The organism is Flavobacterium psychrophilum (genome assembly GCA_001708385.1).
GTDB lineage: Bacteria > Bacteroidota > Bacteroidia > Flavobacteriales > Flavobacteriaceae > Flavobacterium > Flavobacterium psychrophilum_A.
The window spans coordinates 4,086,979-4,111,548 of record CP012388.1 but is presented as its reverse complement, the minus strand read 5'-3'; the positions used below and the strand labels follow the sequence as shown (position 1 = coordinate 4,111,548).

Here is a 24,570-nt window from a genome sequence, read left to right as displayed (position 1 = left end):
CGGCGTTAAAAAACAAAAGCCTGCTTATCAGCAGGCTTTTGTTTTATCCAATAATATCGAGTTTGGCAAACCGCAACAGCAGTTTTTTAATTCCGCCAACTTCAAAGTTGATTTCCGCTTTTTTATCGGCGCCAACACCTTCAAGATTTATAACTTTTCCTTTGCCAAAACGTTCGTGCATTACCACATTGCCGGGTACCAGCTTTGTGTCGGGCATTGCCGGACCTGACGATACCGGAGCATTACCGGACATTGGCTTCAGCTTACGGATAGGCAGATCCGGTTTAGGATCGTTATCGGTAACCCACTTAGGTGGTGGTGTATTGTTTGGTTTTGTTTGTCTTAACTTCGATTTATCTACGTCACCAAATACATCCGCGTTGATCATTGGTTTATAGCGGTAGTTGGTTTCTGTCGGTGTAAGGAATTCAAGGTATTTCTCTGTAATCTCCTCAATAAAACGCGATGGTTCGCTGTCTACAAGTTTACCCCAACGGTAACGTGACTGTGCATACGTAAGATATGCCTGATGTTCGGCACGGGTAAGGGCTACATAAAACAGCCTTCTTTCCTCTTCCAGTTCACTACGTGTATTCATACTCATTGCACTCGGGAAAAGGTCTTCTTCCATCCCCACTATAAAGACGTGCGGAAATTCAAGTCCTTTTGCAAGGTGAATGGTCATTAGTGCCACACGGTCGTCATCTCCAGTATCTTTATCAAGGTCGGTAGCCAGTGCAACATCTTCAAGGAATTCAGAAAGGGCACCACGTGCACCGTCTACTTCTCTCTGGCCTTCAATAAAGTCCCTTATACCATTTAGTAATTCTTCTATATTCTCTATACGTGCAATACCTTCGGGCGTTGCATCTTTCTTAAGCTCCTGTATAAGTCCGGTTTTCTTTGCAACGTGATCGGCAAGGAAAAAAGCATCCTGCGTTTCGTTAATTGCCTGAAAACTTTTAATCATGGTAACAAAATCCTGAAGCTTGTTCTTAGTACCGTTGTTCAGCCTAAGGTCTATACGGTCTATGTTTTCCATAACTTCGTAAACCGACCTTCCGTAATGGTTAGCAGCAACCGTAAGCTTTTCTATAGTACTGTCTCCAATACCTCTTGCAGGATAATTGATAACACGCATAAGTGCTTCTTCATCCTTCGGATTGATAACAAGCCTTAAATATGATAGCACATCTTTAATCTCTTTTCTCTGATAGAAAGAAAGTCCTCCAAAGATACGGTATGGAATATCACGCTTACGCAGGGCATCCTCCATAGCACGCGATTGTGCATTGGTACGGTACAAAATAGCAAACTTGTTATTGGTAAGCTGGTTTCTCATTTTCTCTTCAAAAATGGTACTGGCAACAAATCGTCCTTCTTCACCATCGGTAAGGCTGCGGTGTACCTTAATTTTTGGTCCGTCATCGTTAGATGTCCACACCACTTTATCAAGTTTGGTCTTGTTATTATCTATAATAGCGTTTGCTGCCTCTACTATATTTTTACTCGAACGGTAGTTCTGCTCAAGGCGGTACATCTGCACATTATCATAATCTTTCTGGAAGTTAAGAATGTTGTTAATGTTCGCGCCACGGAATGCGTAGATACTCTGGGCATCATCGCCTACCACACAAATATTCTGGAACCTGTCCGACAGTGCACGTACAATAAGGTACTGCGAGTGGTTGGTATCCTGGTACTCATCAACCAGTATATATCTAAATCGATCCTGGTACTTCATAAGTACATCCGGAAATCGGGTAAGCAATTCGTTGGTACGTAATAAAAGGTCATCAAAGTCCATCGCGCCTGCTTTAAAGCAACGGTCTACATAGGCCTCATAAATTTCACCAAGACGCGGCTTTTTAGACATTGCGTCGGCTTCCTGAAGTTCAGGGTCGTTATAATACGCTTTGACAGTAATAAGGCTGTTTTTATAGGTTGATATCCTTCCTAAAACCTGTTTTGGTTTGTATACATCCTTATCGAGCTGTTTTTCTTTGATGATAGACCCGATAAGACGCAAACTGTCCTGCGAATCGTATATACTAAAGTTAGAAGGATAGCCAAGCTTATCGGCTTCAAAACGAAGTATTTTGGCAAATATGGAGTGGAAAGTTCCCATCCATAGGTTTTTAGCCTCAGAATTACCTACAATATCAGAGATACGTTTTTTCATCTCCTTTGCCGCCTTGTTGGTAAAGGTTAGCGAAAGAATGTTGAAGGCATCTACCCCCTGACTCATCAGGTAGGCAATACGTATTGTTAATACCCTTGTTTTGCCCGAACCTGCTCCTGCAATTACGATCATCGGACCGTCTTTCTGAAGGGTTGGTGCCTGTTGGGCTTCGTTTAACTGGCTTATATAACTGTGAATATCCATTGTTGCAATTTACAATGCAAAAATAGCGATTTAAAGTGACATTTTTTGGTAAGCAAACGCCATCAAAAAACTTATTTGCTTATTTTCGCCTCTTGCAATTCGAACGCCTACACTAGCGTTATACCAAAACACCATAACTATATCTTATGATAGCTGAAAAACTTATAGAAATTGCCGCTTATACGCTTCCATCACTTATTACCGGTGGTGTAGCATATTATTTTTTTAGCATGCACACCAAAAATGAGGAAGGCCGCCGCCGTTACTTAATACATAAAGAAGCACAAAAAAATGCATTGCCGCTTCGACTACAGGCTTATGAAAGGCTAACCCTTTTCCTGGAAAGGATAAACCCGGCAAAACTACTTATACGCATTACCCCACAGTCGTCTAACAAACATGACTATGAAGATTATCTGGTTTCTCAAATTGAAGTGGAATATGAGCACAACCTTGCACAGCAGATCTATGTATCTTCTGAAAGCTGGGATATTATAACTACCGCTAAAAATGCTACTATTCAGATGGTTCGCAAAACAACGGCCGATCCGTCTGTAGCTACAGCGCAAGATCTTCGTGAAACCATACTAAAAGGGTTGTTTGATAAGCAGACGCCAAGCAGTGTTGGTATTGCACACCTTAAAAATGAGGTATCGGGACTTTGGAGAGAGGATTAGATTACTTATGTTCAAAAATATCAAGAAGCATCTTTAGGGATGCTTTTTTAATAATTATATGTCAAATAGCCATACAAAAACTTATTTTAACTGGAGTACAGGTAAAGACAGTGCGCTAGCATTATACTATCTTTTACAGGACAGCAACTACAGTGTTGAACGATTGTTTACATCGGTCAACTCCCATTATAACCGTGTTAGTATGCATGGTCTTCGGAAGGAATTACTACAGCAACAGATAGAAGCCATTGGCATACCCGGTATGACAGTCGAACTTCCTGCGCAGCCTACTAATGCCGAGTACGAAGCTTTACTAAAAGAAAAAGTAGAAGGATTAGTTGCTGACGGATTTGAATGTGCTGCCTTTGGCGATATATTCCTTGAAGACCTGAAAGCCTATCGCGAAAAGCAGCTGGAACCCTTCGGTATCAAAACTGTATTTCCGCTTTGGAAGAAAGACACCCGAGAACTCCTGACACAGTTTCTAAACCTCGGTTTTAAAGCCATTACCGTTTGTGTTGATGGAAGCAAACTGGACAGTTCTTTTGTGGGAAGAATAATAGATGAAAGCTTTATTGCAGATTTGCCCGAAGGTGTAGATATTTGCGGTGAAAATGGCGAATTCCATACCTTTTGCTTTGACGGGCCTTACTTTAAAAAGCCAGTTGTTTTTACTAAAGGTGAAGTCATTATGAGGGAATATAATACTAACGGATTTAAATCGCAGTTTTGGTTTTGCGATTTACTACCCGAATAATTTACTTCTCTGCTAACAATCCTTCAAGTTTTTTCTTTTCCGCATTCGGTAGTGTCGGCAATAAACTTTCAAATTGCTGGCGGTAACCTTCCCTTTTTAATAGTTTACGGATATTGTCGCGTCCGAATTTAGAAAACTGCCATTTATGGTGCGATGTAGCATTAACAAGGTTTTGCAATACCACAGGATCTTGTTTACCAAGATACAATAGGTTCGCCAATGCATTCAACCTGACAGTACTTTCATATTCGGGTGATGCATAACGTTGCAGTTCCTTATAGAGGCTTTCTTTATCTGCTGTGCGATAGTCTTTTGCCCTGTAAGCAAGCGTAAGCCATAATATTCTTAGGTTCTTATCGCTAAACCCAACCCAGTCTTTACCTATTTCTAAAAACTCAGCTTGTCTGGCAGGGAAGTTTTTGTACAATATGTTTAGCGCAACTTCACGTGTTATATAAGACGCATCATATAGCAGGGTTTTATATTCGGGTATAAAGCTTTCGGGGAATTTAGTAACTGTACGCGCCACCGCCTGACGCACAGGCACCGCACCACTTTGCAGGGCCAGGCGTATAAAGTCGGCCTTCTCTTCAAAGGGTACGTCGGCAGTCTGAAAAATAGCTTCTTCTTTAAGAGCCGTAAAAGCATTCGATTTTAGCATTGCTATGAAGGTTTCTTTCTTCTCCGCAAAAGAGTTCTTTTGCAACTCCCCTACCTCAAAATAAAGCTGCATCGATTCATTCTTCTTTAGTAAACCAATAGCTTCTTCTACTTCGAAATGACCACTTTCAAGCCAGCGTTTCTTCCATGAATTGGTATCGTAATCAGACACTCTATTTATTTCTGCCAGAAACTCATCTGTGTTTACATTTTTAAAAGCATACTTCTCCAAATAAGTCTTAACGGCTTTTTTAAATGCATCATGTCCTACACCTTCGCGCAATATATGCAATGCCCATGCTCCTTTTTGATAAAAAGACAACGTACTTGCCTTTTCATTCATAACCGGAATCGTATCAATCTTAGATGCCTGCTGAAGATTCTCTGCCATTTGGTACAGTTCATAATTAAAATGATCATCACCAAAAAGTTTTTGTTCTGCCAGCAGGGCATAGTAGGTTGCAAAGCCTTCATGAAGCCAGTGGTGCTTGCTGCTTTCGGCAGTAACAAGATCGCCAAACCACTGATGCGCCAATTCGTGAGCGTTTACATTAGTATACGTACGGTCGTTAAACCCCACGGAATCTACCACGAAATCCTGTGCAAAAATGGTAGAAGTGGTGTTCTCCATTCCTGCATATAAAAAGTCGAGTACCGGAACCTGCCTGTATATTTTCCACGGATAATTAACCCCTATTTCGCTTTCAAAGAAATTGAATATATCCCAGCTATACCTGTAGGTGTCGCCAAACATAGTACTATCCTGTTCTCTTAAATAAAATTCCAGAGGAGTGCCCGATGCTGTGCTCTGCTGCCATTTTTTGAACTTGCCAATAGCCAGCATCGCGAGATAACTGCTCATGGGTTTCTCCATTTGGTACACCCATTTTATGTTGTCGCTGTCTGTCTTTTTAACTTTAAGCTCTCCATTAGACAACACGGTATATTCTTTATCGAAAGAAGCAGTTATATTAAAAATAACTTTTTCATTTACATCATCAAAACTCGGCAGCCAATGGCTCGTATATTTACCCTGTCCCTGTGTCCAAATCTGGTCGTCAGCCCCATCTTTTACAAAATACAGGGTCTGTTTAGGTTGGGCTGAGTAATTAAATTCGACAGTATTTTTACCTTTTTTAAACCCTTTGTAAAGCTTTAGTGCTTTCGCTGAAGATGACCAGCCCGCTTTCTTACCATTTATTTTTACATCGGTAAACTGCATGCTATGGGCATCTATAAAAATGGTGTCGATTTTCTTGTCTGATACATTAAAAGCATAGCTAAGTTTACCCATTATTTTTTTGTTGGGCACATCAAAAGAAAGGTCTGCACTTGCAGTAATAAAGTCGGCTTTTTGGATTTGCTGGCCAAAGCCAAGGCTGTATATAAACAGTATAAATACTGACAGGGTAAATTTCATAAACTAAATTTGGAGTACCCTACAAAGCTACATAACCTGCCCCAAACTTCATTGCATTATTAACGTTAACCCAACATTTAAAACGGCAGCTTAGCCCTTTTACGCATTTTTAAGATTCTCAAAAATGAATTTTTTCGATTTTACCTGTTGATAACTGCCTGTTTACAGAAAATATTTTCCGTTACCAAATTGTTTATAACTCCACTCTTCATTTTTCAGATTCCCTTATAACAATGCAGGTTACACTATTTAGAATCATTGTTAATAAAATTTTGTTAAAAAACACAAACTGCTGATTATCAATAGTGTTAATAAGTAATTTTTATAACTACGAATAACCTATTGAACAAAATTTGAGTATGCCTTACATTTGTTAAACACAGAAAATGATATATAATCCGGTTCCGGAAACTCATTTTCTAATCAGAAAAACGTCAATTAAAACTCTATATATGTCAATCTTCGATAAACGAATCAACTATAAGCCGTTTGAGTACCCGGAAGTACTTAAATACACCGAAGCTATTAATAAAGCCTACTGGGTACACAGCGAAGTAGACTTTACTGCCGATACACAAGACTTTCACTCGCACCTTGACCGAGCCGAGAAAACCGCCATAAAACACAGCCTTTTAGCAATTGCGCAGATTGAGGTCGCCGTTAAAAGCTTTTGGGGTAATATCTATGAGCATTTTCCGAAGCCGGAGTTTAACGGATTAGGAAGTACTTTTGCAGAATGTGAATTCAGGCACTCAGAAGCGTATTCACGACTTCTTGAAGTACTGGGCTATAACAACGAGTTTGAGAAGTTAATGGATATTCCGGTTATTATGGAACGCGTTAACTACTTAAGTGATGTACTTAAAGATACCAAAAGCCAGGACAACAAAAAGTATGTAGTATCGCTTATACTGTTCTCTATCTTAATTGAGAATGTATCGCTGTTCAGCCAGTTTGCTATCATACTATCGTTTACCCGTTTTAAGGGGTATATGAAGAATGTAAGCAACATTATCGCATGGACATCTGTAGATGAGCAGGTACACGCCAATGCAGGTATATATATTGTAAACAAGATAAGGGAAGAACACCCTGACTATTTTGATGCTGAAACGGTAGAGCTTATCAGGCAGGCGGTTAAAGACTCTATTAAAGTTGAAGCAAATATCCTTGACTGGATATTTGAAGATGGCGAAATTGAAATCATCAAAAAACACGACCTGGTGAACTTTATGAAGTTCAGGATCGATGAAAGCCTTACACAAATTGGTATTGAAACCATATTTAATGTAAGCCAGGAAGAGTACAAACCTATGGCATGGTTTGAAGAAGAAGTATTTGCCAACAGCCTTGATGATTTCTTTGCCAAACGCCCGGTAGATTATACCAAGCACGACAAGAGTATCACTGCAAACGACCTGTTTTAATTCACCTTACCCTGATTCATTATGATAGACAATATATCCAATCCTCAGCCTCCTTTAGTTAGTGAGGAAACCACTACCAAAATGTGGTGGAAAAACTCTGAAAGCGAACAAATACTTAACAGGGGCTACCTACTTAAAGGTGAAACCGTTGAAGGCGCAATAGACAGGATTTGTACTGCTGCAGCAAGAAGGTTATACAAACCAGAACTTAAAGAATCGTTCGTTGAGATGATAGAGCGCGGATGGATGAGCATCAGCTCGCCAATATGGGCTAATATGGGTACCGAACGCGGACTGCCTATTTCATGCTTCAACGTACATGTACCTGACCATATTGAAGGCATTACCCACAAACTGGGTGAAGTAATTATGCAGACCAAAATTGGCGGTGGAACATCGGGCTACTTTGGTGAACTTCGTGAAAGAGGTAGCGCCGTAACCGATAACGGAAAAAGCAGCGGGGCCGTTAGCTTCATGAAGCTTTTTGATACCGCTATGGATACCATCTCCCAGGGAGGTGTTCGCCGTGGTGCATTTGCAGCCTACCTGGATATTGACCACCCGGATATCGAGGAGTTCCTTAAAATAAAAAGCATTGGTAACCCTATACAAAACCTGTTTACAGGCGTTTGTGTACCCGATTACTGGATGCAGGAAATGATTGATGGCGATACCGATAAACGCCACGTGTGGGCTAAGGTGCTGGAAAGCCGTCAACAAAAAGGTTTGCCGTATATCTTCTTTAGTGATAACGTAAACAAAAACAAGCCGCAGGTTTATAAAGACAATAACCTTCGTATTAATGCAAGTAACCTTTGCAGCGAGATCATGCTGCCATCTACAAGGGATGAATCGTTTATTTGCTGCCTTTCGAGCATGAACCTTGAACTGTATGATGAATGGAAAGATACCGAAGCTGTTAAACTGGCAATATTTTTCCTAGATGCAGTGCTACAGGAATTCATAGAAAAAACCGAAGGTGACTATTATCTTACTGCTGCCAACAAGTTTGCTAAAAGGCATCGTGCCCTTGGGCTTGGCGTTTTGGGATGGCATTCGTACCTCCAAAAGAATATGATTCCGTTTGAAGGCCTTGAGGCTAAAATGAAAACCACAGAGATTTTTAAGCACATCAACGAGAAAGCAGACAAAGCAACACAGGAACTTGCCCGTATTTATGGCGAACCGGAATTGCTTAAAGGCTACGGAAGACGTAACACCACTACTCTGGCGATTGCGCCTACAACGTCATCATCGGCTATATTAGGTCAAACATCGCCAGGTATAGAGCCATTTAGCAGTAATTACTATAAAGCAGGGCTTTCAAAAGGTAACTTTATGCGTAAGAACAAATACCTTAAAATACTGTTAGAACAAAAAGGCCTTGATAACGAGGATGTATGGAGGGAAATTATGCTTAACGGCGGAAGCGTTCAGCATATGAGCCAGCTTATACAGGAAGAAAAAGACGTGTTTAAAACGTTTAAAGAAATAAGCCAGCTGGAGATTATTCAGCAGGCAGCTATCAGGCAGAAATATGTAGACCAGGCACAAAGCCTTAACCTTAACATTCCGTCTGAACTGCCAATTAAAGATGTAAACGGCCTGCTTATTGAAGCATGGAAACTGGGTGTAAAAACCTTGTATTACCAAAGAAGCCAGAGTGTTTCTAAAGAGCTCGTAACAAGCCTGGTTAGCTGTAGCAGCTGTGAGTCGTAAGGCCTATCATGTTTTATATATTTACAAAGTGAAAGACGCTTCCGGAAACGGGAGCGTCTTTTTTTTTAGACCATAGGTTGTTAAGCTTTACGATGCTATCCGACGAAAACTTTGAACTTTACAGATTTTTTACTTTGAAACCCTGCAACTTTCCTGACAACATTTAGTTAAAAAACACACTAATAGCCGATAGATTTTCTAATTTTAGTAACCCAAATTCAGACTAAAACCATGCCTATGTTATTGTCTTCAAAATTCAGGTTCAAAATTAATACTTTACTGCTGCTGTTATTGTTTGCTGTGCTCCCTTACAACGGCCATGCACAACTACTCGGCGGTAAGGAAACCACAGAAGAACCTGAGAAAACACCGGAAGATTCGCTTGGCAGGCGTACGCCACAGGGAACGGTTAACGGATTTATAAAAGCTTTAGCTGACCAAAATTACCTGCGTGCCAGCCAATACCTTGTTTTGAGCAGAAGGGCGTATCGAAGGGAAAAAGAAAGGGTACGCATTGCACAGGCTTTTGAAAGACTTTTAGATCAGACGGGAAGTATTAACCCTTCCTCTATGATCAGCAATAAAGAAACTGGTAAAACGGATGACGACCTCGCCTCAGGACTTGATATCGTTGGAAATGTTACTACAAATAAAACGGTGATCCAACTATATGTAGAGAATCAATCTGATGATGATAAGCCCGCAGTATGGTTATTTTCGGCGGAAACCGTAAATGCAGTTGCAACTGCAACTATAGGTGAAGAAACAATACTGGACAAGATTCTGCCGGAAGCACTTAAAGACCGTAAAATGGCGGGCGTTCCTGTGGGCCATTGGCTGGTTGTCGTTGTTATGATAGTTGTTGCCTACCTATTATCGTGGGCACTTATTGCACTCTTTACGTTCCTTATTCATAAATTATGGCGAAGGTCAAACACAGAAAAAGTATCGGCAATAATACAGGCATTAACGCTGCCCGTACAACTTTACCTGTCGGTATTGGTATTTGTAGCGCTTACGCAGCGTTTAGGCATCTCTATTATTGTACGCCAACGATTTAGCGTAATTATAGTAACCATTGGCATTGTAGCTTTCCTGATGCTGTTATGGAGAATGACAGACTTTATAAGCACTTTTAGTAAAGACAGGATGACCCGTAGGGGACGTATCTCTGCCATATCGGTAATATTGTTCTTAAGGCGCACCACTAAAGTGGCTATTGTAATAATCGGGATTATTGCGGTACTAGGTGCTGTAGGTGTAGATGTTACCGCAGGGCTTGCCGCACTGGGTATAGGTGGTATCGCATTGGCGTTGGGTGCACAAAAGACTATGGAAAACTTTGTAGGGAGTGTTACCCTTATTGCCGACCAACCCATACGCGTGGGCGACTATTGCCGTGTGGGCGATATTAAAGGAACGGTAGAATCTATCGGGATGAGGTCGACTACCTTGCGTACAGCACAACGAACTATTGTTACCATCCCCAATGGTGAATTTTCAGCAAGCAAGATTGAGAATTATGCCCACCGTGACAGGTATATCTTTAATCCTATATTTATGTTCAGGATGGATACCACCCCTGATCAGTTGCGTTATTTATTGGTAGAACTTCGTGCGTTGCTATATTCGCATCCAAGCGTTATCAACTCCTCACCTATCGTGCGCTTTACAGGCATTACAGCCGATGCCCTTAAAGTAGAAATAACAGCTTACATTGAAGCTATAAATGTTGATGTGTCGCAGGAAGTTCAGGAAGACTTATTACTACGTATGATGGATATTGTTTCAAAAAGCGGAACAAGCTTTGCTTATCCGTCACAGACTGTCTACTTCTCGCGCGATAATGGCATATCTGAAGAGAAAACGGCCCAGACAACTGAAACAGTTAAAGCATGGAGGGAAAACAGCGAACTACAGCTACCTAAATTCGACCCTAAACATATCGAACAAATTAAAGGAACTATTCAATATCCCGAAGAAGGCAGTGTGGTTAAACCGCTGCCGCCGGAAAACTAAAAAAAGAAAATGCCTCTTATTTTAAGAGGCATTTTTATAAACTTAATTACGGAATTAAATTCTCTTTACGCAACTGTTCAAACAGGTCGGTAAAAGAATCTTCGGTACTTTGAAACGCGCTGAAACCCAGTTTACGGCTTTTCGACATATCAGTCATTACTTCAATTGGTCGCCCCAAGTCAAGGTCCGTATGCCATGCCGAAGCAAGTCTGCCTAAATTATGCTCTTTAAGACTGTAACGCTCTGCAATTTGTTTCCATACTTCAGCGTCATTCTCCATTTCTTTTTCAAGCGGATGGATCTCATTTTCATACCCAACAGCTTCAACACCAAAATAGGCCGCTATTTTATTCCATAGCCAGCTCCATCTAAAGTAATCGCCATTTACTATGTTGAATGCTTCGTTACGTGCCGCATCGGTTGTTGACGCCCATACTAGTTGTTCTGCAAGTATCCTGGCATCGGTAACGTCTGAAATGCCATTCCACTGCGCAGCCGATCCGGGAAACCTGAAAGGCCTGCCCGTCTCTTTACAGATTGTTGCATATACCGCCAGCGTTGTACCAAGATTCATTATATTGCCAACAGCCTTACCAATGACAGTATGCGGACGGTGAACGCTCCACGTAAAACCATCACGTTTGGCAGCAGCATATACCTCATCTTCCTGAGCGTAATAAAAGTTCTCGATATCCAGACGTGGTTGTTCTTCACGTAAAGGCGTTTGCGGCAGGAAGCCTTCTTTAGCATACGCTTCAAATGGTCCAAGGTAATGCTTAAGCCCTGTAACAAGCGCCACATGTTGTACCGATTTTTTTGGCGATAAGGCATTAAGCAGATTTCTAACCATCAGGCTGTTTACCCTAATGTTTTCGGCTTCGGTGTCGTTACGCATCCAGGTTGTAATGTAAACGTGTGTTGGCGCGATATCTGCCAATGCAGCTTTTAGGTTTTCATGATCCAAAAGGTCGGCAGTAACAGGATTAAGGTTTTCTATATCGCTTTGCGGATTACGGGCTAAACCGAATGTGGTAATACATTCAGAAATAAGTTTTTTGGCTAGATTGCTTCCAGTGATGCCACTGGCACCAACAACTAATGCTATTTTATCCATAGTGTGTGTCTTAAAATTATGTGATACAAATTTCTGAAACAGCCATGGTTTTAAAAAGGACATAGGTCACACCCTAAATGTGATATACCTCACATTACAATGCCGTCATACGGCTGAGTGTTTCGCGGGTAATTCCGAGATAAGAAGCAATCAAAGCCTTTGGAACACGTTCGATGAGATTAGGGTACAACTGGACAAACTGCGTATATCGCTCCTCAGCCTTTTGGCTCATGAGCGATAAAATCCTTTTTTGAAGGGCGATGTAACCCGCAGTGGTTTTCTTTAAAAAGAAGTATTCCATCTTCTGCATTTCGGCACAGAGTTTCTCCCTATTGTCTATAGAAATGAAAAAGGTTTCGGTATCTTCCAGGCAATCAATGTTAAGGGTAGCATTGAGCCTGTTATGATAAGCATTAGGGTCAGATATCCACCAGTCCTCCATTGCAAATTGCAATATATGCGTTTTACCTGCATCGTCATAATAAAAAGACTTTAAAAGGCCTTTCACTACAAAATGGTCGTTTGGTGCAGGATTATCCGCCTGAACTAGGTACTGATGCTTTTTATAGCTTCGCTGGGTAAAATGCGTTAGCGCAAATTCGAACTCTTCATCCGTTAACTTAACTATCTTCTCGATCTGCTTTCTTAAAACTTCTTCCATAAGTAGGGTAAAATTACGAAGAAAGGCGGATAGAATTAAGGCAAATAAACAGTTATTGTAGTACCCGAATTTGGCATGCTGTCAATTTCTATAGTACCATTGTGATTCTCTACAATTTTTTCGCATAAGGCTAGTCCAATACCCGTGCCTTCATATTCACTCTGGTGGTGTAGCCTTTTAAAAATTGTAAATATTTTAGAGATATGTTTACTGTCGATTCCTATTCCGTTGTCGGTTACAGCAATTTTATGGTAATCTTTAGGCAGGTTGCTTTTAGCAGCTTCTAAAAATTCATACGATATTTTTATAACAGGCGCGCCCTCAGCAAACTTTAATGAATTGCCTATAAGGTTATAAAACAACTGGCTTAACTGTACCGGAATACCGTTTACAGAAGGCAATTTTTCATACGTAATAACAGCGTTTTTTTCCTGTATCTGAAATTCTAAATCGTTAATAACATCGTCCATTACCGTGTTGAGGTCAACCGTAACAAACTCGTTTTCTTTGATTGATAATTTTGAGTAATTAAGCACATCTGTAATAAGCCTCGACATTCTTTCGGCAGAAGAATTTATCTTATTAAAATATAATTTATCTTTTTCTTCTTCCGTAAGCGTACGTTCTGCAAGCGACGTAAAGTTTCTTATTTTACGAAGCGGTTCCTGAAGGTCATGACTTGCTATATATGCAAATTGCTCGAGCTCCCTGTTCTTACGCGAAAGCTCTTCATTAGATGTTTTAAGACTTTCCTGTGCCTGCCTTAATTCTTTATTGTCTTTTAGGGTTTCTTCTATCAGTTTTTGAGCATGAATATCCACCATAGATATTATCCAGCCCGAAACATCGCCCCTTTCATCATTGTCAGGTACTATAGATACAAGGTGCCATATATAATTTTCTTTAATACGCACACGTGCCTGACCTGTAAAAACACCCCTTCTTTTTTTAGCAGTCTCCCAGCCTTTAGCTATCAATGCGTTATCATCGGGGTGGAAAAGCGATCCCATAGACGATGATGAAAAAGAAGTAAAGTTGTTACCCAAAACATCTTTAACACGCTTATTTGAAACTGTAACAATGCCTGAAGCAGCTACGGAGAATACTATAAGCGGCAAGGTATCGGTAAGCTGGCGGTATTTGGTTTCACTTTCGCCTAATTTTTCGGAAAGTTCTATCAACTGTATGTTCTTCTTACGAATTTCATCATAAGGAGATAAGGGAGGTTCTTTTTGAAAATGCTCTGCAAATGAAGCAATACGATTTTCTGAAATTATACCGGAATATGGAATTTGCAGATTTAAAATGGTTTGATAAACACCATTTACCAACTTTATCTCAATGTCGCGTGATAAACGCGATGCATACGCATAGGCTTCGGGATTGCATTTTTGAAGATCGATATCATCGTAAATAATGGCAGTTATTTCTTTCTTTCCACCGGTTAAAAAATTAATACCCAGGATAAGATAAGAATTATCGCCATTTGCAATAGAACAGCGGGCAATTTCAGAAACTGCCGTAGCAAACCTTGTTTGGGAAGATACTATAAGCCCACACAGTTCGGCAAGCTTTATGGCGCGTTTATGAGCCAGGATCAAATCCATTTCATTATCCAGACTGATACGAATTATCTCTCTCATCCTTATAGGTTTATTTTTGCTGTAAATACAGACATATCATCGTTATAGCGCGCATTATCTTTATAAAGCGCAGCAGAAATAAGATTCGGGTCATACTTTAAAATACCCGGTAAATCTGCAAGGTTCCATCTCGTGCGCAATCCGTCAGAGTGCATTATAAGCGTCTGGTACTTCTCAAGGCTTAATACTGAGTCATTCAATGTCCTCGGAATATTATGCCCTATTATACCATTGTAAGGGGTGTAGTTTTTACACGCCAGCCCTGTATACAAGCTGGTGGAAATATTACCTACTCCGCAAAGAAGCCACTTTTCTGTATCATAGTCAAGATAAGCAATTGTACCAACCAGGCCTCTTGTCTTTTTTACATTCTGGTGGATGTATCTTATTATTTCGGCAGGGCTTTTTTCTTTACATTCTTTAAAAGCCTGTATCGCTTCGGTAGCTGCTTCGTTGGCATTTACACCATGACCAAGGCCATCTCCCATAAAGAATTGGTAACCGTTACCTACTTTTTTATAAGCATACCCGTCACCACAAACTTTCTCTCCGGGACAGCACACCTGTACAGCACCAAGATCGAAAGGTTTTTTATTATTGTTTAAAGGTACAGCATCCTTATACACCTTGCTGTACACTACCGTACCCCAGTTTGGAATAGTGTAAATATTAGATGCAAAACTAAGCCGGGAAATCGCTCCCAGGCCCTGTCCCAAAGTGTCAGAAGAAGATACACCATCCTGCAACATCCTCGTTAGATTTCTTATGCCACGACCGCTATCTATACAGTAAATTTCAAAAAAACGCCCGTTTTCGTCGAAACTTACGCGATACAGCAACTCACCTACTTCTGCGAATTTGACAAGATTCGATGTTAACTCAGCAACAATAATATCTATCTCACCTATTTTTTGTGAACTAAACCCTTCTGCTACTATAATGTTATGTATTTCTCTTTTAACATAAGAAACATAACTCCTGTCTTCAATTTTATAGTTCAAAAAAACGGTATCATCCATTTTTCCATTTTAGTATTGTAACCGTAGTTCCTACACCAACAGTTGATTGTATATTAAATTCGTTTACAAGCCTTTTTGTACCCGGCAGTCCAAGCCCAAGGCTTTTACCGGTACTAAAGCCGTCTTTCATGGCAAGATCCAAGTCTTTAATACCAGGGCCTTTATCGGCAAATATAAGCCGTACGCCATTTTCCCTGCCATTAGTTACATTTTCAATTACAACAGTGCCTCCACCGCCATATTTTAAAAGGTTACGTACAAGCTCACTCGCGGCAGTTATAAGTTTCGTCTGGTTTAAAATACCCATACCCACTTTAACCGCTGCCTCCTTTACTTTATTTCTAAAAGGAACCACGTCCTGTTCACGAACGATAAGAAAGTCTTCTTTATTCAGAGTTGTCGTCATGATCATAGCCTTGTCCCTCACTTAACAAAATTTTAGAACGCAAAAGTTCCATTCCTTTTTCAACATTAAGTGCTGTGGCAACTCCTGTAAGCGTAAGCCCAAGTTCCACTAAAGTCATTGCTACCGCAGGCTGCATGCCTACAATAACTGACTGGGCTCCCATAATCCTTGACATTACGCCAATATTACCTAATATACGCCCCATAAAAGAGTCGATAATAGAAACCGATGAGATATCGATAAGAACTCCTTTGGACCCATGTTTTTGTACGGCGGTTACAAGATCAGATTCTAAATTTTCAGCAAGCTGATCATATAAATCTACCTGTATGGTGACCAATAGGAAATCACCCATTTTTAAAATAGGAATTCTATCCATATACCTAATTAATTATAGTATTCACCTTTTTCTTACTCACCTCCAGTTTTAACATTGCAAAAGCAGTCTGAAGTGCGCTGGCCAGTGACGATTTTGTAATAATATTAGAAAGGTCTATACCTAAATGCACTATGATCTGTGCAATCTCCGGACGTATTCCGCTTATGATACACTCAGCACCAAGAAGCCTCGTAGCACTCACCGTTTTAATTAAATGCTGTGCAACAAGAGAGTCAACTGCAGGGACACCCGAAATATCAAGTATTGCAATAGTACTACCTGTTTCAACGATCTGCTGAAGAAGGTTTTCCATAACTACCTGTGTCCTGGCGCTGTCTAATGTACCGATTATAGGAAGTGCAACAACACCATCCCAAACACGGATAACCGGAGTAGAAATTTCAGTAATTTCATCCGTTTGCCTTGCAATTATATCTTCGCGGCCTTTAATAAAACCTTCGAAGGTAAGAATAACCATATTATCAATAATCTTACTGATCTTTAAGCTATCTTCGTAAAGTTTGGTTGGATCGCTTACATCTTTTGAAAGCGTTTCTAGTAATGCTTCTTTAAAAGTGAACATATACACACCGGTTTCTCTCGGAGAAAAACCTCTTTTAGCCCTTGAAACTGAAATACCCATAAGGATATCGTGAACTTTTTCAAACCCTCTGGCATCCTGGTCGTTGATGTTGGTTTCGTTCAATGTACCTAAGAACGCGTCCAGAAAATCTTCAGAATCTTCTTTTTGGTCTTCAGGGTTAAAGTAACTGTCTTCGGTCATTTGTTTGGTTATCCAAAGTTCTAAAATGGCTTCTTTTTTTTCTTTCAAAATTTTTACTGAATTATCTCCCATTTGTATTTGTAAGTTTCTAAAATTAGCTAACAATTGTTTTTAGTAAAAGTCACCCTCAATTTAGGTAAGCATATTGTAACAAATATACTGTTTCGTTTTCTCCAAATGTTATATTTTACACATATTTTCTTATACTTTGAAAGCTGAAGAACTATATGTGCTGAAATTAGTGGCTTCCGCTACTAATTCACCTCCGGTATAAAGATTTCGAAGGTTGCACCTTCATCACCTTTACTGGATGCATAGATATAACCACTATGATTTTCAACGATTTTTTTTACAATAGTCAGGCCTATGCCTGTACCAACATATTCGTTAAAACTGTGCAATCGTTGAAAGGGCTGAAATATCTTTTCGCTGTACTTATCGGGAAAACCAATGCCATTATCGGCTATAACAAACCTGTAGTATTTTTTAGAAGCGTCGAGATCGGGATTTGCTGTAGCATTACCATCGTGGTAACCGGAATCTACTGTAATAACCGGTAATACGCCCGGCCTGGAAAATTTAAGTGCATTCGACACCAGATTATACACCAATTGGTGAAACTGGAACGGGATAACCTTTACATTACACGAATTTTTCACTGTAATGGTTGCATCCTTATTTATTATCTCTTCCGATAGGTCGGATATAATATCGTCTATAATATGCTCAAAAGACAGCTCCTCAAACAAACGTTCTGATGTTGTGGCACGCGAATACGAAAGAAGGTCGGCAATTAGTATTCTCATCTTTTCAGACGATTTCGCTATTTTGTCCATGTAATTTACAGCATTATCGGTAAAGCCGTTGTTTTCTTTATCCTTTAGTAGCGATATAAAAAACTGTATTTTGCGTAATGGTTCCTGTAAATCGTGGCTCGAGATATACGTAAATGCCTGTAACTCCTTATTCATTTTTTCAAGGTCGGCATTCTGTACGGCAATCTTTTCGGTGCGTTCTTCAACCTGGCGTTCCAGTTCTTCGGTAAAAGTTTTGCGAAGCTTCATATCAGCTTCCATCTGCTTTTTAGCTTCAAGTAACTCAGCATTGACTTTTCTCGCATTCAGAAGTGTCATCACCTGTCGCGATAACGACTGTAAAGCATCTATTTGTATATCGGTTAGTACTCTGGGCTGAGTGTCAATTACGCAGACGGTACCTAAGCTATAACCATTACTGGTTACCAACGGCATACCCGCATAAAAAACGATATCCGGATCTCCTGTAACGTAGGGATTATCTTTAAAACGCACGTCAAGACGTGAATCTTCCACGATCATTATCTTATCAGGTTCCATAATAGCATGAGAACAAAAAGAATATTCGCGGGGCGTTTCGGGTAAACCCAAACCGAGACGCGATTTAAACCATTGCCTGTCGGTATCTACAAAGCTTATAAGCGCAATAGGAGCATTGCATATAATGGATGCAAGCTTTGTAATATCTTCATATTCAGTTTCGCTAAGCGTATCGAGTATGTCGTACTTTCTTAGTTCTTCAATACGGCTTTGTTCGAGGATATCATACATAGGGGTTGTTGCTTAGGCCGTAAATGTATCACATATAAACCCGTAATAGTTATTATATATCGCAGTATTAGATATAATTTAAGACTTATGTAAGATTACCGATATGGATTTGCTCAACAAAATCATTTTCTAAATACAAAATACCCGTCGACGTCAGCAGCAGAATCAAAAGGTACATTTACAAGCTGCCCTTTTTCATTATGTATGGCTCCATAAACAGTAAACGACTTTAAAATCTCGGTAATGTTTCGTGAAAGAAACATACGGTACATGCGCAGCTTGGCTTTATTGCTGCTACCGAAGAGAATATACACATCGGGATGATGTTTGATAAAAAGGTATACGGAATGTACGACGGTCGCAATAACCTTTTCAAGATCGCCATTGTTGCTCAGGGTGTCATCGTCAATTTCTATTGTGGATTCATCGCTGAATACAATATCGCCAAAGCCAAGGTTGTAGACATTCCCGTTTAGCGTCTGCGTGAATTTTATAGCTTTGCGTATACGTCCGTTTTTGCCGGAGCTTGTAAACTCAAACACAGTAAAGTTGGCGTTGGCAGAAAGTTCGTATAGTAGGTAATCCATGATCTGTAAGGTAAGCTTTATTTATCAGATAATGGATTGTTAGCTTTTGGATTGTTAGCGATGCTTTCTTATCTTCGTGTTCCAATTTGTAGAATTGTGACCACGATGGGATTCGAACCCCTCAAATTCACAAAATCAGTTTATGAACAACCTACTCGAAACCCCTATAGAATACCTTAAAGGTGTGGGTCCGGCGCGCGGCGAGCTGCTCCGGAAAGAGCTTGGCATTCATAAATATGGCGACCTTATAAACCTTTTCCCAAACCGTTATATCGACCGTACGCGATATTACCGCATCAACGAGCTGCTTAACAGCAACAGTGAGGTTCAGGTAGTGGGCAAAGTGATAAATATAAAATCGGTTGGCGAAAAACGCAGCCGCCTGGTTGCGACCTTTACCGATGGCACAGGTGAAATGGAACTCGTTTGGTTTCAGGGGCAGAAATGGATTCGCGAGAACCTGAAGATCAATGTGCCTTATGTGATATTTGGAAAAGCGACTTCGTTTAACGGTACGTTCAACATGGCGCACCCCGAAATGGAACTCCTTGCCGAACACGAACAAAGCCTGCGCAGTGCCATGCAGCCGTTTTACCCTTCTACCGAAAAACTCGTGCAGCGCGGCATTACCAATAAGGTGGTGAACAAGATCATGCAGCAGCTATTTATAGAAACCCAGGCCTTGTTTACCGAAACGCTGCCTGCGAGCCTTGTCAATGAGCTGAAGCTAATACCAAAAAACGCGGCACTTTTTAATATACATTTCCCTAAAAGCCAGGAACTGCTGGCAAGGGCGCAATTCCGCCTAAAATTTGAGGAATTGTTTTTTATACAGCTACAGCTGATCACCAAGAACCTTATCCGCAAGCATAAGATAAAAGGGAATCCGTTTGATAAGGTCGGCGAATATTTTACCGATTTTTACAACAACTACCTGCCGTTTGCCCTTACAGGTGCGCAAAAACGTGTGCTTAAAGAAATACGCCATGATATGGGGCAGCCTGCCCAGATGAACCGTCTCCTTCAAGGGGATGTGGGCTCGGGTAAGACCATTGTGGCATTAATGAGCATGCTTTTGGCACTGGACAACGGTTTTCAGGCATGTCTTATGGCACCCACAGAAATATTAGCCAACCAGCATTTTATGGGGTTAAGCGAACTTGCCGCCCCACTTGGCATCAACATAAAAATACTTACCGGATCTGTAAAAACAGCCGAACGCCGCATCATTCACGAGCAGTTGGAATCGGGAGAGCTGCATATTATTATCGGAACCCATGCCCTGCTTGAAGACAAAGTGCAGTTCAAAAACCTTGGGCTTGCCATTATAGATGAGCAGCACCGCTTTGGTGTGGAACAACGCAGTAAGCTGTGGCATAAAAATGAGATTCCGCCACACGTACTGGTCATGACCGCTACCCCTATTCCGCGTACTTTGGCAATGAGCCTGTATGGCGATCTGGATATTTCGGTGATCGATGAGCTTCCTCCCGGACGTAAACCCATACAAACCGTGCACCGTTACGACAGTAACCGACTAAAAGTGTGGGCATTCTTAAAAGAAGAGATCGCCAAAGGGCGACAGATTTATATCGTATATCCGCTAATTCAGGAGAGCGAGAAAATGGACTATAAAGACCTGATGGACGGTTACGAGAGTATTTCGCGCGACTTTCCGCTGCCGCAATACAGCGTGAGCATTGTACACGGAAAAATGAAACCCGCCGAAAAAGACAGCGAGATGGATCGTTTTGCCAAAGGTAAAACCAACCTGATGGTGGCTACCACTGTTATTGAGGTGGGTGTTAACGTACCCAATGCCAGTGTGATGGTTATTGAGAGCGCCGAGCGTTTCGGGCTTTCGCAGTTGCACCAGCTTCGCGGACGCGTGGGCCGTGGTGCCGACCAATCGTATTGTATCATGATGACGGGACAAAAACTCTCCAACGACAGCAAGATACGTATGGAAACCATGTGCCGTACCAACGACGGTTTCGAAATCTCCGAAGTTGACCTTAAACTACGCGGCCCCGGCGATATTATGGGCAAGCAGCAAAGCGGCGTACTCAACCTACAGATAGCCGACCTTGTACGCGATAAAGACATACTACAACTGGCACGCAACTACGCCATTAAAATACTACAGGAAGACGCTCCCCTTGCCCGCCCCGAACACGCTGCTATGCGCAACGCGTTTTTAGAAATGAGCAAGAAGAAGAGTATTTGGAATTATATTAGTTAGATAACTTAAGATTTCTCTTCGACCGTCTCATACTCTTTTATAAACATAGTTGGAGTAATTTCAAGAATTTCTTTGTTACGTGTAAAAAATGTATTGATGAAAAAAATCAGATTATTTACAGTTATGGGAAAACTCATTTCTGCTAGACTCAATGATGTTAGTATTTTGGATCTATTCACCTTTATCAAATACTTACAAAGATCAGTATCACTTTGCATAGCTTGAGCAATTTCAGGGAGCAATGAGCCCATGTGAAATCTAAGCCTGAATTTATTTCTAATAAGAGCTTCCCAATTTCGATTAACATAATGTTTGTAAGCTAGCTCTTCAAATAAATTTTTTAGTACTGAGTCATTTATCTCAAGATTAGCATAAATACCGTTTAACATTCTTTCATCTTGAGGATGATCCAACCAATCGGTCTTACATTTATACCTTAAACTATGATCAATTTCATGCCATCCTTCTGATAGAATAGTTCTTAATTGAAGTTCGTATGTGTTATCAATTAACTCATAATAATCTTTTGCGGAAGACTTGGCAACTTCTTTAAAGTTCTTTTTTTGATTTTCATCAAATGCACAAATTATATTTGTCCTTTTAGGTTTAAATACTGTTAATTCATGCTCGTCAATTTCCTCATCGACAAATACAACCTTACCATCTAAAATCTCTTTAACTAATTCGATATCATCTTTGAAATAAGTAACTATTCTTATGCCTAAAATGTCTTGAATTAATTTTCCACCTTTATAATATGGGTCACCTTCATACTTTTTTCTTTCAATTTTTTCAAAAATTGATCGTTCATCTTTAATTCTGCTAAATAACCTATACAGGATACCTACTTTATCAAGCTCATCCTCTATTTTGCTGCAAATATCCTTTTGTATCATCTGTAATCCAGGGTTCATATGGTCTCAGCTTTTAGTTGATTATAATATAAGATTCCTTGTTTAGATATAAATCCAACATCATCTCTAAAGTAGAGTAAATCATTACTTTTTAATGTGGAAAATATTTTATTGATTTCTTTACCTGGATATTCAGAAAGTTTCTCTCGAATGTAAGATATCTTTCTTGCTCTAGGAGTCTTACCATCAATATTGAAAAAGTTCTTTAATACTAGCACATCTGTGAGGTCATTATTCAAATATCCTTCCTCTTCATATTCTAGATCCTGAGCCAAATTTTCTATAAAATGATTATTCGAAAAACATGCAAAAAGAGCAAAATCGTTAAAGGCTTTATCGTGAACAGCGATTTCATAATCACAATCATAAAATTCACAATTTTGAAAAGTACAATTAGTGAAATTGTCAATTTTAAATTGGCAGCTTTTAAATGTAATATTTGAAAAAATTGAGTCTTTAAAGATTCCGTCACCGGCAAACTCTAAATTTTTAAACTCACTGTCACTTAAAAATAAATTACAATATTCCCTTGTAAATAACTTCAAAAAAGAGTAATCTAAATCAAAATAAAACTTGACATCATAATTAAAACGATCAGAGTTAGAATGAAAAATATCCCAAAGAGCTTTTCTTCTTTCTACTGACTGTATTTTGAAAGATTGAACAGCTTTTACAGAAAAATCTTGTGGCAAATTTTCATAAAAATCGGGGTAATAGTACTCGTACTTTTTTAATATCAAATTTTCACCAACTAGGTATCCAAAAATAAAATCATTGATAATGCCTAAATAACCATTTGGTTTCCTATCTAAGAAAACGTGATTTGATAATGTTTCAACTAAGTCTTCAATTGAAGGTTTCTCTTCTGCTAAATACAGTAGTAAGCTTTCTTTTATGATTTTTAAATTATATGCTTTTATAAAATCTTTAATCGTGCTCTTAGTTTCAGCAGTAAAATTATACTCCGTCATGAACCTTACTAGCTTTCTAAAAATCCTAAATTGATTCTCAATAGTGATTTTTAAATTTTGCCTAATTTGTTCGCGTGTTAAAAGGTAAGTGAGATAAGTATCAACCAAAGAAATTTCTGAGTCGCTTGCAAGATACGATTTCAATCTATCGAAGGGGATATTTTTCACATATGCTAACAATACAGGATTTGCTAATTCATCAATCGGGAAGTCCTTCTCCTTAAGATAATCCAATTTTTCTGGGACTAACCAATTTTCAACAGTTGGCTCCTTTATTTGAAATCTTGCAACAGAAAAATGATTTTTAGACTCTATTATAGAATTATGAAATTCATCACTATTAAAAATAGCTGTTTTTCTAGAAGTAATTATAATCTTTGCTTGACCTTTTAAAAGATCAAGAATGGTTGTAAACATACTTTCAACTTCCTCTTTATTACTTTCTTTAGTAATAAGTTCATCAAAGCCATCGATAATTAAAGGAATTCTGCCTTTAGTGATTTGTTCGATAACAATATTTTGTTTTATTCCAGTGGGAAATTGTTCATCAATTTCATTCAGTAAAATGTGCTTAAACACTCTGGCCTCCCTATTTCTAGATAATTCAGTGAAAAATGGAAGTTTTTTGCTACTTGTGTTAGACAATGAATTTAAAACCTCATTTGCTGTACAGGTTTTACCAAATCCAGCGGCTGCTTCGATAACAATGAATAACGATCCCTCAGTTTCAGTTAATAAATGATTAATCTTGGATACAATTGATCCATCAACAACAGCAATGCGATTCTCAATAACAGCTCCTTCTTCATTCTGCAGCATGAAATCATAAGCACCTTCAACATATTCGTAAGTACTTCCTTCAGGTAAATTTTGTAACTGTTTCTGAACAAAGTGGGAATATCTATTTTTTAACTCATTACCTAAAGGAGTTTTAATAAAAAAGCCCTCGAATAGATATTCCTCAATATCGTATATATCAGTTGCATTCCTAACTTCAGTTGCATAGCCAGCTTGTGAATATTGAGATTTTATTTCAGACGCGTCATAATCGTCTTCTAAAATTATTAATTCTGCAGCGTGATACATACCATATCTTAAAGTATATATTCTAATTTTACTATCAGATTGAGGGGCGACTTGATAATTGTAAGATTGAAATAATTTATCCAAATCATCTATTGGAAGTATACTCATATAAA

General features: G+C 39.5%; 19 protein-coding genes. 6 read left to right on the top strand and 13 right to left on the bottom strand.

Annotation, left to right across the window (positions count from 1 at the left end):
- Window positions 1-43: 43 nt before the first annotated feature.
- Complete coding sequence (locus ALW18_18050) at window positions 44-2,386, bottom strand: ATP-dependent DNA helicase (protein AOE54238.1); 2,343 nt, start codon at window positions 2,384-2,386, stop codon at window positions 44-46.
- Window positions 2,387-2,532: 146 nt separating this feature from the next.
- Between ALW18_18050 and ALW18_18045 the strand changes: the two genes are divergently transcribed.
- Window positions 2,533-3,063: a hypothetical protein gene (locus tag ALW18_18045; protein AOE54237.1), complete on the top strand. Its 531-nt coding sequence runs from the start codon at window positions 2,533-2,535 to the stop codon at window positions 3,061-3,063.
- A gap of 58 nt (window positions 3,064-3,121) precedes the next feature.
- Window positions 3,122-3,820: an ATP-binding protein gene (locus ALW18_18040; protein ID AOE54236.1), complete on the top strand. Its 699-nt coding sequence runs from the start codon at window positions 3,122-3,124 to the stop codon at window positions 3,818-3,820.
- A 1-nt stretch (window position 3,821) separates the two neighbouring features.
- Here ALW18_18040 and ALW18_18035 read toward each other — a convergent pair whose 3' ends face one another.
- Window positions 3,822-5,900 (bottom strand): aminopeptidase, encoded by a 2,079-nt coding sequence (locus ALW18_18035; protein ID AOE54235.1) that lies wholly within the window; start codon window positions 5,898-5,900, stop codon window positions 3,822-3,824.
- A gap of 452 nt (window positions 5,901-6,352) precedes the next feature.
- Between ALW18_18035 and ALW18_18030 the strand changes: the two genes are divergently transcribed.
- From ALW18_18030 to ALW18_18020, 3 genes are all read left to right on the top strand, one after another.
- The gene (locus ALW18_18030; protein ID AOE54234.1) at window positions 6,353-7,327 is read left to right on the top strand and encodes a ribonucleotide reductase; all 975 of its coding nucleotides are present in this window, start codon (window positions 6,353-6,355) and stop codon (window positions 7,325-7,327) included.
- A gap of 33 nt (window positions 7,328-7,360) precedes the next feature.
- Window positions 7,361-9,046 carry a ribonucleotide-diphosphate reductase subunit alpha gene (locus ALW18_18025; protein AOE54478.1) on the top strand — a complete coding sequence of 562 codons (1,686 nt, stop codon included), beginning with the start codon at window positions 7,361-7,363 and terminating at the stop codon, window positions 9,044-9,046.
- Between the two features lie 231 nt (window positions 9,047-9,277).
- A complete protein-coding gene (locus ALW18_18020) occupies window positions 9,278-11,065 on the top strand; it encodes a mechanosensitive ion channel protein MscS (protein AOE54233.1) in 1,788 nt (595 codons plus the stop codon).
- Window positions 11,066-11,111: 46 nt separating this feature from the next.
- On the opposite strand, the gene ALW18_18015 is transcribed toward ALW18_18020, so the two are convergent.
- From ALW18_18015 to ALW18_17975, 9 genes are all read right to left on the bottom strand, one after another.
- A complete protein-coding gene (locus tag ALW18_18015; protein AOE54232.1) occupies window positions 11,112-12,179 on the bottom strand; it encodes an NAD-dependent dehydratase in 1,068 nt (355 codons plus the stop codon).
- Between the two features lie 94 nt (window positions 12,180-12,273).
- Window positions 12,274-12,840: a Crp/Fnr family transcriptional regulator gene (locus tag ALW18_18010; protein ID AOE54231.1), complete on the bottom strand. Its 567-nt coding sequence runs from the start codon at window positions 12,838-12,840 to the stop codon at window positions 12,274-12,276.
- Window positions 12,841-12,875: 35 nt separating this feature from the next.
- On the bottom strand, window positions 12,876-14,483 hold the full coding sequence (locus ALW18_18005) for a hypothetical protein (protein AOE54230.1): 1,608 nt from the start codon (window positions 14,481-14,483) through the stop codon (window positions 12,876-12,878).
- A 2-nt stretch (window positions 14,484-14,485) separates the two neighbouring features.
- Complete coding sequence (locus tag ALW18_18000; GenBank protein AOE54229.1) at window positions 14,486-15,502, bottom strand: hypothetical protein; 1,017 nt, start codon at window positions 15,500-15,502, stop codon at window positions 14,486-14,488.
- A complete protein-coding gene (locus tag ALW18_17995) occupies window positions 15,495-15,908 on the bottom strand; it encodes an anti-sigma regulatory factor (protein ID AOE54228.1) in 414 nt (137 codons plus the stop codon). Before ALW18_17995 ends, ALW18_18000 begins: the two co-directional genes overlap by 8 nt.
- A complete protein-coding gene (locus ALW18_17990) occupies window positions 15,889-16,287 on the bottom strand; it encodes an anti-anti-sigma factor (GenBank protein AOE54227.1) in 399 nt (132 codons plus the stop codon). The genes ALW18_17995 and ALW18_17990 overlap by 20 nt, the downstream gene beginning before the upstream one ends.
- Window positions 16,288-16,291: 4 nt before the next feature.
- Complete coding sequence (locus ALW18_17985) at window positions 16,292-17,143, bottom strand: anti-anti-sigma factor (GenBank protein AOE54226.1); 852 nt, start codon at window positions 17,141-17,143, stop codon at window positions 16,292-16,294.
- A 182-nt stretch (window positions 17,144-17,325) separates the two neighbouring features.
- Window positions 17,326-18,657 (bottom strand): hypothetical protein, encoded by a 1,332-nt coding sequence (locus tag ALW18_17980; GenBank protein ID AOE54225.1) that lies wholly within the window; start codon window positions 18,655-18,657, stop codon window positions 17,326-17,328.
- Between the two features lie 122 nt (window positions 18,658-18,779).
- Complete coding sequence (locus tag ALW18_17975; protein ID AOE54224.1) at window positions 18,780-19,244, bottom strand: hypothetical protein; 465 nt, start codon at window positions 19,242-19,244, stop codon at window positions 18,780-18,782.
- Between the two features lie 142 nt (window positions 19,245-19,386).
- Between ALW18_17975 and ALW18_17970 the strand changes: the two genes are divergently transcribed.
- Window positions 19,387-21,486 (top strand): ATP-dependent DNA helicase, encoded by a 2,100-nt coding sequence (locus tag ALW18_17970; GenBank protein ID AOE54223.1) that lies wholly within the window; start codon window positions 19,387-19,389, stop codon window positions 21,484-21,486.
- A 5-nt stretch (window positions 21,487-21,491) separates the two neighbouring features.
- Here ALW18_17970 and ALW18_17965 read toward each other — a convergent pair whose 3' ends face one another.
- Both ALW18_17965 and ALW18_17960 read right to left on the bottom strand, forming a co-directional pair.
- Complete coding sequence (locus tag ALW18_17965) at window positions 21,492-22,400, bottom strand: hypothetical protein (GenBank protein ID AOE54222.1); 909 nt, start codon at window positions 22,398-22,400, stop codon at window positions 21,492-21,494.
- On the bottom strand, window positions 22,397-24,565 hold the full coding sequence (locus tag ALW18_17960; GenBank protein ID AOE54221.1) for a hypothetical protein: 2,169 nt from the start codon (window positions 24,563-24,565) through the stop codon (window positions 22,397-22,399). Before ALW18_17960 ends, ALW18_17965 begins: the two co-directional genes overlap by 4 nt.
- Between the last annotated feature and the right edge of the window lie 5 nt (window positions 24,566-24,570).

Excerpts from the sequence above, each read along its gene's own strand:
- ALW18_18050 (AOE54238.1), bottom strand. The coding sequence starts at position 2,386 with ATGGATATTCACAGTTATATAAGCCAGTTAAACGAAGCCCAACAGGCA.
- ALW18_18045 (AOE54237.1), top strand. The coding sequence starts at position 2,533 with ATGATAGCTGAAAAACTTATAGAAATTGCCGCTTATACGCTTCCATCA.
- ALW18_18040 (AOE54236.1), top strand. The coding sequence starts at position 3,122 with ATGTCAAATAGCCATACAAAAACTTATTTTAACTGGAGTACAGGTAAA.
- ALW18_18035 (AOE54235.1), bottom strand. The coding sequence starts at position 5,900 with ATGAAATTTACCCTGTCAGTATTTATACTGTTTATATACAGCCTTGGC.
- ALW18_18030 (AOE54234.1), top strand. The coding sequence starts at position 6,353 with ATGTCAATCTTCGATAAACGAATCAACTATAAGCCGTTTGAGTACCCG.
- ALW18_18020 (AOE54233.1), top strand. The coding sequence starts at position 9,278 with ATGCCTATGTTATTGTCTTCAAAATTCAGGTTCAAAATTAATACTTTA.
- ALW18_18015 (AOE54232.1), bottom strand. The coding sequence starts at position 12,179 with ATGGATAAAATAGCATTAGTTGTTGGTGCCAGTGGCATCACTGGAAGC.
- ALW18_18010 (AOE54231.1), bottom strand. The coding sequence starts at position 12,840 with ATGGAAGAAGTTTTAAGAAAGCAGATCGAGAAGATAGTTAAGTTAACG.
- ALW18_18005 (AOE54230.1), bottom strand. The coding sequence starts at position 14,483 with ATGAGAGAGATAATTCGTATCAGTCTGGATAATGAAATGGATTTGATC.
- ALW18_18000 (AOE54229.1), bottom strand. The coding sequence starts at position 15,502 with ATGGATGATACCGTTTTTTTGAACTATAAAATTGAAGACAGGAGTTAT.
- ALW18_17995 (AOE54228.1), bottom strand. The coding sequence starts at position 15,908 with ATGACGACAACTCTGAATAAAGAAGACTTTCTTATCGTTCGTGAACAG.
- ALW18_17990 (AOE54227.1), bottom strand. The coding sequence starts at position 16,287 with ATGGATAGAATTCCTATTTTAAAAATGGGTGATTTCCTATTGGTCACC.
- ALW18_17985 (AOE54226.1), bottom strand. The coding sequence starts at position 17,143 with ATGGGAGATAATTCAGTAAAAATTTTGAAAGAAAAAAAAGAAGCCATT.
- ALW18_17980 (AOE54225.1), bottom strand. The coding sequence starts at position 18,657 with ATGTATGATATCCTCGAACAAAGCCGTATTGAAGAACTAAGAAAGTAC.
- ALW18_17975 (AOE54224.1), bottom strand. The coding sequence starts at position 19,244 with ATGGATTACCTACTATACGAACTTTCTGCCAACGCCAACTTTACTGTG.
- ALW18_17970 (AOE54223.1), top strand. The coding sequence starts at position 19,387 with ATGAACAACCTACTCGAAACCCCTATAGAATACCTTAAAGGTGTGGGT.
- ALW18_17965 (AOE54222.1), bottom strand. The coding sequence starts at position 22,400 with ATGAACCCTGGATTACAGATGATACAAAAGGATATTTGCAGCAAAATA.
- ALW18_17960 (AOE54221.1), bottom strand. The coding sequence starts at position 24,565 with ATGAGTATACTTCCAATAGATGATTTGGATAAATTATTTCAATCTTAC.